The sequence below is a fragment of the Sorangium sp. So ce406 genome (assembly GCF_051474675.1).
GTDB lineage: Bacteria > Myxococcota_A > Polyangia > Polyangiales > Polyangiaceae > Sorangium > Sorangium cellulosum_G.
Genome location: NZ_CP150340.1, coordinates 10,228,756 through 10,240,000, shown reverse-complemented (window position 1 = coordinate 10,240,000; position 11,245 = coordinate 10,228,756). Strand labels below are relative to the sequence as shown.

Annotated in this window: 7 protein-coding genes; all 7 read right to left on the bottom strand. The window is 71.8% G+C overall.

The genetic code is table 11. The features are described 5' to 3' along the window. Window positions 1-98 precede the first annotated feature (98 nt). The 7 genes from WME96_RS38410 to leuS all read right to left on the bottom strand — a co-directional run bounded on the left by WME96_RS38410 (window position 99) and on the right by leuS (window position 10,316). Entirely contained in the window at window positions 99-926 is an 828-nt protein-coding gene (locus tag WME96_RS38410; RefSeq protein WP_437286527.1) for a hypothetical protein, read from the bottom strand. A 62-nt stretch (window positions 927-988) separates the two neighbouring features. Further along, on the bottom strand, window positions 989-3,652 hold the full coding sequence (locus WME96_RS38405) for an MGH1-like glycoside hydrolase domain-containing protein (protein WP_437286526.1): 2,664 nt from the start codon (window positions 3,650-3,652) through the stop codon (window positions 989-991). A gap of 70 nt (window positions 3,653-3,722) precedes the next feature. Continuing rightward, window positions 3,723-4,226: a peptidylprolyl isomerase gene (locus tag WME96_RS38400; RefSeq protein WP_437286525.1), complete on the bottom strand. Its 504-nt coding sequence runs from the start codon at window positions 4,224-4,226 to the stop codon at window positions 3,723-3,725. A gap of 80 nt (window positions 4,227-4,306) precedes the next feature. Continuing rightward, a complete protein-coding gene (locus WME96_RS38395; protein WP_437286524.1) occupies window positions 4,307-5,683 on the bottom strand; it encodes a hypothetical protein in 1,377 nt (458 codons plus the stop codon). After that, window positions 5,683-6,297: a penicillin-binding protein activator LpoB gene (locus WME96_RS38390; protein ID WP_437286523.1), complete on the bottom strand. Its 615-nt coding sequence runs from the start codon at window positions 6,295-6,297 to the stop codon at window positions 5,683-5,685. Before WME96_RS38390 ends, WME96_RS38395 begins: the two co-directional genes overlap by 1 nt. 92 nt (window positions 6,298-6,389) lie before the next feature. After that, window positions 6,390-7,451, bottom strand: coding sequence for a trypsin-like serine protease (locus WME96_RS38385; protein ID WP_437286522.1), 1,062 nt, complete (start codon window positions 7,449-7,451; stop codon window positions 6,390-6,392). Between the two features lie 333 nt (window positions 7,452-7,784). Then, on the bottom strand, window positions 7,785-10,316 hold the full coding sequence (leuS, locus tag WME96_RS38380; RefSeq protein ID WP_437286521.1) for a leucine--tRNA ligase: 2,532 nt from the start codon (window positions 10,314-10,316) through the stop codon (window positions 7,785-7,787). Window positions 10,317-11,245 lie beyond the last annotated feature (929 nt).

The window sequence follows — 11,245 nt, the reverse complement described above, 5'->3', positions numbered from 1 at the left end:
CACGGCACGCCGGAGAAAGAACGTCGATCGGGCTCAGACGTCGGCGCCGCCGGGAGAACATAGCGCGGGGCGGCAAGGCCTCCGGCAGGGAGTCGGCGTCAGTGCGTGTGCTCGGCGGCTCGCCTCGGGCCGTAGCTCCGCAGGAAGATGAGGCCGACGAGGATGACCAGGGCGGCGATCCGGAGCGCAACCGGGATCTGCTGTACCCACTCCTCCTCATCGATCCCGGTCGTCGCGAGAACCAGACCGAGCAGGCCGCCCATGGCCTCGCCCGCTCGGCCCACGGACGTCGCGGGGCCGCTGGCGATCGCCTCGTGCGAGAGCGCGTGCAGGAGAAGGCCCGCCACCGCGGAGAGCACCCAGGGCTCGACCGCCTCGAAGCGCTCCGCGTCGACGAGGCGCGTCGCGAAGGCGCCGATCACCGTGGCGAGCGCGATGCCGGCGAGGGCCGCGCTCATGGCGCGCTTGCCGCCGGTCCCGGCCCTCACCTCGAGGACCTGGAGCGCCACCACCATCGCGAGCGGCACCGTGTGCGCCGCGAGCGCCAGCACGATGGGCAAGGAGAGCTGCCCGACCCGCGAGAGCGAGGCGACGGCCGCGCCCTCGCCGAACTGATGCGCGAGCACCGCGGCGTACCCCATCGCGAGCGCCGTCGTCGGCGTCCGGTGGACGCCGGCCTCTCCGAGCACGAGGCGCTCGAGCACCGCCGGCGCCAGGAAGCCAGCCGCCGCCGCGGCCAGCCCGAGCCAGCCGATCTCACCGAGCGCCTCCGGCAGCAGATGCAGCAGCGCGATCGACGCCGCTCCGACGAGCGCGAAGGTCCGAAGCGCCGACATCGCGCCCTCGTTCCGGTGACGGAACAACGCCGCGAGGCCGCCGAGCATGACGGCCAGCGCGAGCAACGAAACGCCGAGCGCCAGCGACACAGGCGCCCTCCTAGCACGAATTCACGAGAACCGGCGCTGCACCGAACGACCTGTGTGGCGAACTACGAATGGGGGAGGCTGTGCCGCCCGGCGCGGAGGATCAGATCGCCCACGAGCGCGGTCCAGCCGGTCTGGTGAGAAGCGCCGAGCCCCGCGCCGGTGTCGCCGTGGAAGTACTCGAAGAAGAACAGGCGATCTCGGAAGCCGGGATCGCGCTGGAAGACGGGGTGCTCGCCATAGACCGGGCGGTGACCGTCGCGGTCGCGCTCGAAGATCGCGATCAGCCGGCGCGCGAGCTCGTGCGCTCCGTCGCGGAGCGTGCGAGGGCCACGGCCGCCGACCGGCGGGATCGCGAGCACGTCGCCGAAGCCGTGATCGAGCCGCAGGAGCGAACGGTAGAGGAGGTATCCGAGCGGGAACCAGATCGGGCCGCGCCAGTTCGAGTTGCCGCCCTTCATGCGCGTGATCGACTCGCCGGGCTCGTAACCGACGGTGTACTGCGCATCGCAGCGCTCCAGCCCGAGCGAGACGGGTGAGGCCGCGTGCTCCTTCGAGAGCGAGCGCGGGCCGAAGGGCGAGAGGAACTTGTCCTCGTCGAAGAGGTGCGCGAGCACCCGCTCGAGGCGCCCGGGCGTCACCGCGGAGAGCACCTGCCGCCCGTCCGGACGCACCGTGATCGCCTCGGCCAGCGCCGGGTTCTTGCGGAGGAACCACTCGGTTCGGCGCCGGAAGTTCGCGAGCTTGCCGTAGATCTCCGGCGTGATCACGTGCACGGCGCAGAGCGGGATGAGGCCGACGGCCGAGCGGGTCTTCACGTGCCGCGGCTTCCCGCCCTCGATCAGGATGTCGAAGTAGAAGCCATCCTCCTCGGACCAGAGCGGTAGCCGACCGTCCGCGGTGTGGTGGAGCGCGTGCGCGATCCGCAGGAAGTGCTCGAAGAACTTGCTGGCGAGATCCTCGTACGCGGAGTTCTCGAGCGCGAGCTCCAGCGCGATGCGCATGAGGTCGAGGCAGTACATCGCCATCCACGCGGTGGCGTCCGCCTGCTCCAGCCGAACCCCGGGCGCGATCCGCTCGCTGCGGTCGAAGAGCGAGATGTTGTCGAGGCCGAGAAACCCGCCTTCGAAGACGTTGTGCCCCTCGGCGTCGCGCTTGTTGACCCACCAGGCGAAGTTGATGAGCAGCTTGTGGAACACCCGCTCGAGGAAGACCCGATCGCCCTCGCCCCGCTGCTTCCGCTCGATCTTGTAGATCTGGTACGTCGCCCAGGCGTGCACCGGAGGGTTCAGGTCCGAGAACTCCCACTCGTAGGCAGGGAGCTGCCCGTTCGGGTGCTGGTACCACTCCTTGACCATCATCTTGAGCTGGGCCTTCGCGAGATCGATGTCGAGCGGGGCCAGCGCGAGCGCATGGAAGGCGAGATCCCACGCCGCGAACCAGGGGTACTCCCACTTGTCGGGCATCGAGATGACGTCGGCGACCGAGACGTGTCGCCACTGGCTGTTGCGGCCCTTCTGGCGCTCCGGCGGCGGCGCCTGCGCGTCGCCGCGGAGCCAGGTGTCGACGTCGTAGTGGTAGAACTGCATCGTCCAGAACAACCCCGCCGCCGCTTGCCGCTGGATGGCGCGGCGATCGTCGGAGAGGTCAGGGCCCTGGACGGCGAGGTAGTACTCGTCCGCTTCCCTGCGCCGCGTCTGCAGGAGCTCGTCCGCGCCGTCAAAGGGCCTCTCCACCGGCTCCGGCGCGAGGCGGAGCAGGAGCCGCCGGCGCTCGCCGGCCGGCACCTCGAGGCGATGCCAGCTCGCGGCCTTGGTGCCGCGCAGCTCGGCGTTCACCCGCTCCTTGTCGCCGTGGATGACCCGGTGATGGAACGCGTCCTTGACGTACGGCGTCCGCGACGGGGTGCCATAGAGCCGCTCGCGGTTCGTCTCGTTGTTGGTGAAGAGCAGCTCCGGGCTGCCCTCGACGTACAGGTACTGCGCGCCGTGCTCGGGGTGCGCCGCGCGCAGCATCACGTGTCCGGCGCTGGGTTCCATGGCCCGGATCTCCGGGATCTCGCCGAGAGGCTCGCTCCAGGACCAGGTGTTGCGAAACCAGAGGTGCGGCAGCACGTGGATCGGCGCGGCCTCCGGGCCGCGGTTCACCACCGTGATCACCATGAGGATGTCGTTCGGGCTCCGCTTCGCGTACTCGACGAACACATCGAAGTAACGGTCGCCGTCGAAGGCGCCGAGATCGGGGAGATCCACCTCGCTGTCCGAGAGGCCGCCCCGGCGTCCGGCGGCGACGAGCTCCTCGTAAGGAAACGGCCGCTGCGGGTAGCGGTAGAGGTAACGCAGGTAGCTGGAGGTCGGCGTCGCGTCCTCGTAGTAGTAGATCTCCTTGACGTCCTCGCCGTGGTTGCCCTCCGGGCCGGTCAGGCCGAAGGCCCGCTCCTTCAGGATCGGATCCCGCTCGTTCCAGACGGCGACGGCGAGACACACGATCTGGTGTCGGTCGCAGATGCCGCCGAGCCCGTCCTCGTTCCATCGATAGGCGCGGCTCCGGGCGTGATCGTGGGGGAAGTGCGCCCAGGCATCCCCGCTCGCGCTGTAGTCCTCGCGCACCGTCCCCCAGGCCCGCTCCGAGAGGTAAGGGCCCCAGTGCTTCCAGCGGAGGAGGCGCTCGCGCTCCTCCTCGAGGCGGCGGTGCTCGGCGGTCTGCGCGGCGCGGGCGGTCCTCGTCATGCGCGAACGCTAGGCGACTCGGGCCGACGCGTCGAGCCCGCGGCCAGCGCGCGGCGGGCCGCGGCCGGCGCTACTCGGTGCGCTTGATGATGTGAAACCCGAACGGCGTCTCGACGATCTCGCTCACCTCGCCGACCTTCAGGGCGAAGGCGACGTCGGAGAAGCCCTTGACCATCACGCCGCGCTCGAACACCCCGAGGTCTCCGCCGCGCTCCGCGGCGCCCGGCTCGTCGCTGTACTCGGTGACCGCCTGCTCGAAGCTCGCCCCGCCGCGGATCTTGAGGAGCGCCTCCTGGGCCCGCGCGCGCGCCTGCTCGCGCGTGCGCTGGACGCCCTCGGGCCTGCTCTTCGAGCCGTCGTGCATGACGAGGATGTGCCGCGCGCCGATCTGCTTCGGCTGGCTCGCGACGAGCGCGCGCTCCCGCTCGAGCGCCGCGTCCTCCTCGGCCGCCCGGATCGGCGCGGCGACGGCGAGGCCGCCGCCGACCCAGGACGGCGAGGTGGCCAGCGTCCCGCAGGCGGTCGCGAAGAGGAGCGCGAGGGGAGAGCACGCCGAGAGCGCACGGACAAGCACGGCGCGAACGTCAGGGCTACGCATCGGCGCGGAGACTGCCGCGGGAGGAATGCGCCCGCAACCCCCCGCGCCCGCGGCGCTCAGCGGAGCACCATCACCGGGACGAACGCCCACCCGCCGGCGGCCACGCTCACCCGCGCGCGCCGCACCTCGCCCCGGGCGCCCACGACGACGTCGTGCGTGCCCGCGGGGACGCGGAGCCGCGCGATGGCGATGCGCGCGGGGAGCGTCGACCAGCCGCGCGTGTCCGGCGTGTCGAGCACGGTCAGCGTCGCGCTCGTGAGCAGGCCGACGAGCAAGCCCAGCGGCCCGGAGTCCTCCGCGGCGGCCTCCGTCGCGCCCTGCGCGGCCTCGCCCGCCGCGATGCGGGCGACGGTCCTCGTGATGGCCGACAGGATGAGCGTCCCCTCGTTCTTCTTCCAGGCCGAGCGCACCTGCGCCTCGACGTCGAGCGCCTGCTCCAGGGGCCGGACGCGCCCGTCGATCTTCAGGGTCGGGATCGAGTAGCCGCCCTTGCCGCGGGCGAGCGTCGGGTAGTTGACCCACGTCACGAGTCCCTTCGCCGCGAGCTCGTCGGCCCGCGCGCGATCCGTGGGGCTGATGTCGCTGGCCACGAGGGTCAGCGCGAGGCCGATCGGCAGGCGCTGCGGCACCTTTTGCGGCACGCGCCCGAACCCGACGACGACGACGAGCTCCGCCTCGCCGGCCTCGGCGAGGGGCGGCGGCGGCTCCACGCCCTCGAGCAGGGCGGCGATGCGGGGCGATCGCGGCTCGCCGCGCGTGAGCGCGCGGAGCGGGAGGCGGAGCGACGGATACGGGCCATAGCGGAGCGCGTCGTCGTAGTGGAGGAGCGCCTCCTCGGGCTGGCCGCTCTTCTCGAACGCGAAGCCGGCGAGGTAGCTCCCGAGGCCGAGGAGCGCCGTCTCGCCCTCGTGATCGCGCAGGTATTTCTGCATGACCGCGAGGCGTCGGGCCTCGACCTTGGCCCCGTCGAGATCGCGCTGGGCCAGGTAGTTCATCATGTTGACGGTGTTGATGAGCAGCTTCTCGTGAGCAGGGGCCTTGTACGGGCCCGCGTCGTCCGAGAAGAGGTACTTCCCGAGCTCGTCGGCGGCGCCGCGGGACATGTCGAGCAGGTCGATCGACTTGTCCGCGGTCCCGAGATCGCGCGCCGACAGCTTGTAGCGGTCCATGCTGAGGAGGACGTTGCCGCGGTCGAGCAGGAGGAGCGCGTTGTCGCCCTGGAGCGCCGGGAGCTCGTCCGCGGTCTCGACCTCGAGCTCGTCGTTCAGCGCGGCGACCGCCTCGGCGGGGGCTCCCCGATCGAGCGCGTCGAGCGCGGTGCGCACGCGATCCTCGTGGCCGCCGCAGGCCGCCTGTCCGAGGCCGAGCAGCACCGCGAGGGGCGCCAGGACCGCGCGCCCGCGCCCCCAGAGGCTCGCGTGCCGCGAGAGCATCACTCCTGGATGAGCGCCTTGGTGAAGGCGGCCCTGTTCTGCCAGACCACCGCGCTCGTCGCGACCTCGATGACCTGCATGAACATGAAGTACTGGACGCGGCGCTCGTCCTCGGTGCGCTCGTCGGAGGTGAAGACCTTGCCGGTGATGTAGTACTTCGCGCCGAGCTGGCGGTTGTACTCGGCGATGTGGTTCGGGTCGAAGCCGCCGCCGTGCTGCTTCTCGACCTCCGCGATCATCTGCTGCTGGCGCTCGACGCTCACCACGGTGACGAGGCCCGTGTTGACCATGTACGTCTCGATATCGGACAGGAGGGCCTGGAGCTGGCTATCGATGTGCTCGCTCGTCTGGTTCGACAGCGGGTAGATGGCGAGCGTGGGCCGAGAGCCGTCGTTCGCCCACGCCTTGGCGATCGGAGACGCCATGAGCGACTTCAGGTTCTCGTGAAGGAGCTGCTCGATGTCGCGCTTGTCGATCCCCGTGCTCATCGCCGCGTCGTCGAGCCCCTCGACCTGATTGCCGCGCACATAGGTCGGTCCGCAGCCGACGGACATCGATGCGAGCGCGAGCGCCGCGAGCAGCGCGGCCGGACGGATGGTGGGCGAACTGAACATGGACACTCCGCAGGGTCAGGACGGCCGCATCCTAGCAGGCGAGGTGTGCGCTGGAGCGGTGATCCGGCGGAAATCGTGCTCCGCCACGCGTGCTACGTGGGTGGCGTGGCCTTCCTGGCGCGCTTCAGCGCGAGCATCGCGAGCAGCGTGAGCAGCGCGGGAGCGGCCTCGACACCGCCCGTGATGGGGCCCTGCGCGCACGAGAGCCAGCGCTCGTCGAGCGGTCGTCGCGAAGGCAAGCGCTCCGCCGCGCCGGCGCCGGTGGCCCACCAGGGCGCATCGTAATCGCCGACCTCCGCGGCGCGCCTCGCCTCGGCGACGAGCCAGTCGCGATGGGCGATCAGCCCTCCGTAGATGGGGTCGGAGCAGCCGGCCGGCCCGCGCGACGTGACGCCGATGATCCGCCCCGCGACGTCGAGCGCGGGCCCGCCCGAGTCGCCGCTGCAGATGCCGCTCTCTCCGCGCCACTCGCTCCCCGTGACGCGCTCCTGCGTTCCGCACCCGTACCCCACGCACTCGACGTGGAGGCCATCGCGGCGCCGGCGGGCGCCGCCGTCGCGCGCTCGGCCCTCGGTGTCGCCGAAGCCCACCGCCGAGTAAACCTCGCCTTCCTCCGGCGGCCGGCCGAGGCGGGGCGCGAGGGGGGTGACCTCGCTGCCGCGGACCGGAGAGGAAAGAACCACCAGCGCGAGATCGCGCCCGCATACGGCGTTGCCGTCAGGCGGGCTGAGCAGCGCGCGGGCGGCGATCCACGGCGCATCCGCGGCCCACAGGGCGCTGCCGAGGGTGGCGAAGACCTGCGAGGCATCGACCGGCTCACCGAACGTCGCCGTCTTGCAGGCGATGAGCTTCGGGGCCTCAGCGATGCAGTGCTGCGCCGTGAGCACCAGGTTGGGCGCGATCAGCGTGCTCGAGCAGGTCCGCGAGACCCGCCCGCGTCGATCCGTGATGAGCAGCCCGGCGACCGCGCGATCTCCAGCGTCGGGGTACCCTCCCTTGATCTCCAGCGCGATCTCCGCCGCCTCTTCCTCGTCCAGACCAGGCTCCCACGCGTCCCCCGCGCAGCCGGCCAGCGCGGCGGCGGCGGCGAGGAGGCCTCCAGCTCGGATGCTCCGCGCGGTGTTGTTCCGGCACACCGCCAGCCGCCATTGCACGCCACCTGCCAGCCTGGGCTGTGCACTGCCGTGTTCCTCGAGGGGAGGAGAGAGCCGCTTCGGAGGAAGCTCACGCGCTCGCGGAGCAACGCCGCTGCGCTGCGGTGACGCATGCGGGCAGCGCGCCGGGCGGGCTCACGCGCACGGCGAGCGCCCGACCTCGGCGACCGCACGGCACAGCGCGCTCCTCGGTGAGGGGGCAGCGGGAGAGCGCGCCCTCGTCGCGCTCCGGGAGAAAGCCCCCGCGCCGCCTGTGCCGAGCATCCGCTCGGGACGTCGCCGCGCAGCGGATGCTCGTTGTCGCCCGGCGGCGCCGGAGCGTCGCCAGGGCGGTCAGCCGACCACGATGTTCACGATCTTCCCGGCGACGTAGATGAACTTCTTCACCTGCTTGCCCGCGGAGAAGGTGGCCACGCTCTCCAGGCCGAGCGCGGCGGCGCGGGCGTCCTCCTCCGATGCCGCCTTCGCCAGCATCACCCGGCCGCGGACCTTGCCGTTCACCTGCACCGGGATCTCCAGGACGTCATCGACGCAGAGCGCCTCGTCGTACGTGGGCCACGGCTCATGGCTCAGCGAACGCTCGTGGCCGGTGAGCCGCCACAGCTCCTCCGCGAGGTGCGGCGCGAAGGGCGACACGAGGAGGATCAGGCGGAGGACCGCCTCGCGCGGCGGCGAGGGCAGCGAGCTCAGGTGGTTCACGAAGACCATCATCGCGGAGATCGCGGTGTTGAACGCCATCGCCTCGATATCGCCGGTCACCTTCTTGATCGTCCGGTGGAGCTGCCGGCTCGTCGCGTCGTCCATCGCGTCCGAGAGCGGCCGCGTGCACGTCGCGAACACGCGATCCCGGAACCGGACCACCCCCTGGATCTGCCCTGATTGCCAGGGCTTCACCGCCTCGAGCGGGCCCATGAACATCTCGTACAGCCGCAGCACGTCGGCGCCGTAGGACCGCACGATGTCGTCGGGGTTGATCACGTTACCCCGCGACTTCGACATCTTCTCGTTGTCTTCGCCGAGGATCATCCCCTGATGCACGAGCTTCACGAACGGCTCGGGGTGCTTCACGCGGCCGAGATCGTAGAGCACCTTGTGCCAGAAGCGCGCGTAGAGGAGGTGCAGCACGGCGTGCTCCGCCCCGCCGACGTAGAGGTCGACGGGCATCCACGCGTCGTAGGAGGCCTCCGAGAACGGCTCGGCGTCGTTGTGCGGGTCGAGGAAGCGCAGGTAGTACCAGCACGAGCCCGCCCACTGCGGCATCGTGTTCGTCTCGCGCGCGTACCACGTGCCGTCCTTCTGGAAGAAGCGCCAGTCCACCGCGCGCGCCAGCGGGCCCGCCGGGTCGTCGCCGGGACGGAAGTCGGCGAGCGGCGGCAGATCGAGCGGCAGGTCGGCCTCGTCGACCGCGATCGGCTGATCGTAGCGGATGGTGTGCGCGTCGCCCTTCCTGGGGTCGCCGTCCGGAGCGGCGAGATCGACGGGGAAGTAGATGGGGATCGGCTCGCCCCAGTAGCGCTGGCGCGAGAAGACCCAGTCGCGCAGCTTGTAGTTCACCTCGCGCCGGCCGCGACCGAGCGCCTCGAGGCGGGCGATGACCGCGCGCTTGCAGTCCTCGGTCTTGAGCCCGTCGAACTCGCCGCTGCGGACCGCGACGCCCGGGTCGACGTGGGCGGCCTCGAGCTGGTCGCGCAGGGCGCCGTCGGGGCTCACGACCTCGACGATCGGCAGCCCGTAGGTCCTGGCGAAGGAGAAGTCGCGCTCGTCATGACCGGGCACCGCCATCACCGCGCCCGTGCCGTAGCCGCCGAGCACGTAGTCCGCGACCCAGACCGGCACCTCGGCGCCGGTGATCGGGTGGACGGCGACGAGGCCCGTGTCGACGCCGGTCTTCTCCTTCGCGGCCCCGGCGACCCGCTCGCGATCGCTCTTGCTCGCCGCGGCGGCGACGTAGGCGCGCACCGCCTCGCGGCGCGCCTCGGACGCGCCGCCCTCGGCGCCCATGAGCCAGGCAGTGAGCGGGTGCTCGGGCGCGAGCACGACGTAGGTGACGCCCATCAGCGTGTCGGGGCGGGTCGTGAACACGCTGAGCGACCCCTTGCTCCACCCCTTGACCTCGAACGTAATGAGCGCGCCCTCCGAGCGGCCGATCCAGGCGCGCTGCATGGCCAGCGTCCCTTCGGGCCAGTCGACGAGGCGGAGATCGTCCGCCAGGCGGTCGGCGTAGGCGGTGATGCGCAGCATCCACTGGCGGAGCGGCGTCCGGTAGACGGGGTGCGAGCCGCGCTCGCTCTTGCCGTCGATCACCTCCTCGTTCGCGAGGACGGTGCCGAGCGCCGGGCACCAGTTGACGCTCACCTCGTCCTGGTAAGCGAGGCCCTTCTTGAAGAGCTGGAGGAAGATCCACTGCGTCCAGCGCACGTAGCGCGGATCGGTCGTGGACAGCTCGCGAGACCAGTCGTAGCTGAAGCCCAGCATCTTGAGCTGGCGCTTGAAGGTCGCGATGTTCCGCGCCGTCGTGTCGGCCGGGTGCGTGCCGGTCTCGATGGCGTGCTGCTCCGCCGGCAGGCCGAAGGCGTCCCAGCCCATGACATGCAGCACGTCGATGCCGCGCATGCGGTGGTAGCGGGACACGATGTCGGTCGCCGTGTACCCCTCGGGGTGTCCGACGTGTAGCCCCGCCCCGGAGGGGTAGGGGAACATGTCGAGCACGTAACGCTTCCCGCGGGCGTTGCCCGCGCTGCGGACGGCGCGGAACGTCTCGCCCTGCTCCCAGGCGCGCTGCCAGCGCGGCTCGACCTCGGCGTGATCGTAGCGCGCGGGCTCGCGCGGCTCGTTGGAGGAAGGTTCGGTGGTACGGGGGCCCATCGTCTCGGCGGCCATATCGCGACGAGCCATAGCACTGTGCTGCCGCGGTCGACAGCCGCCCCGCGGCGGGAGGAGCCCGCGTCCCCGCGGGAGCGCCGTCGCCCGTCCACGGCGCGCGCCCTGGTCATGTCGAGAGTTCCCGGCAAGCGTGGACAGCGCCTCGGTGCGAGCTCTGCCGTCCGATGTTCCCGCGCGCGCTCACCCGCGGCGGCGCGCGCGCCGTCTCGCGCGTTCGCTGGCGGGCACTCGCGTGCCGTCTCGCGCGTTCGCTGGCCCGCGCGCGGCTCGCGCGTCGTCCACGCTCGCGCACGCCGCGGGGGACCGCGCGCGGCGCGGCGGCGGTCCGAGCTCGCGGCGCTGCGAGGCGAGCGCGGGGCTCGCTGCGCCTTCGTCCGCAACGGGCGGCTGGGTCGTCGCCGTGCTGAGCGCCCCGGCGCAGCGGAGCCTCACGGGGCGGGGCGACGCGTCAGAAGGATGGCCGGACACCAAGACTTGGAGGTAGATTGAAACCGCTGTTCCGCTTCAGTGTGAGGCAGGGGGTCCGCTGGGCGGTTCCTCCGAGGCGCGCGGATGACCGACAAACACGTTCCATGGGGAGCCCCGGAGAGTGAGATGGCGGCGCAGCCAGGCCGGCCGATCTTGTCCGCGCAAGGCGCGGGGATCCCGTTCCGGCCGCTGCCCGTACCGCCGCTCATGGCGCCCGGGGCCTTGCGCCCGCTCGCCGCGCAGTACGCGCTGAGCCCTCACGTTCAGCAGCACAGCCCGGCCGGATACTCCGCGCTGGCGCCGTCGGCGCCCGGTTTCGCCGGGGCGGCGCCGGGGTTCGCCGGGTCAGCCCCAACCGGGACGCCGCTTCCGGGGCCGGCGCCGCCAGCGCCGGCGTTCCCGGGAGCGGCGCCGTCAGCGCCGGCGTTCCCGGGAGCAGCGCC